The sequence below is a fragment of the Bowmanella dokdonensis genome, from assembly GCF_017254865.1.
Classification (GTDB): domain Bacteria; phylum Pseudomonadota; class Gammaproteobacteria; order Enterobacterales; family Alteromonadaceae; genus Bowmanella; species Bowmanella dokdonensis.
The window spans coordinates 1-280 of record NZ_JAFKCV010000435.1 but is presented as its reverse complement, the minus strand read 5'-3'; the positions used below and the strand labels follow the sequence as shown (position 1 = coordinate 280).

The 280-nt window shown below is 47.9% G+C and carries 1 protein-coding gene; it reads right to left on the bottom strand.

The features are described from left to right. The coding region (rplY, locus tag J0A66_RS23200; RefSeq protein WP_206576117.1) for a 50S ribosomal protein L25 at positions 1 to 265 on the bottom strand (265 nt) is incomplete at its 3' end. Between the last annotated feature and the right edge of the window lie 15 nt (positions 266 to 280).

Sequence of the window (280 nt, the reverse complement as noted above, 5' to 3'; positions counted from 1 at the left end):
TAGGCTTGAAAGGGTGACGTTGCATGTCTTTAACCAGCGCTTCTACTTTCTTACCAGCAATGTTCAGAGTCAGAACGTGGCTGTAAAACGCTTCGAATTCTTGCGCTTGCAGTACTTTGTTGTGCTCGAGAGTCAAAGAAACAGGCTCTTCACCGGCACCGTACAGGATTGCAGGTACTTTATCTTCACGACGCAGGCGGCGGCTCGCACCTTTCCCCAGGTCTGTGCGGACTTCTGCATCCAGATTAAAAATCGCTTCAGACATAATTTACTCCAAATA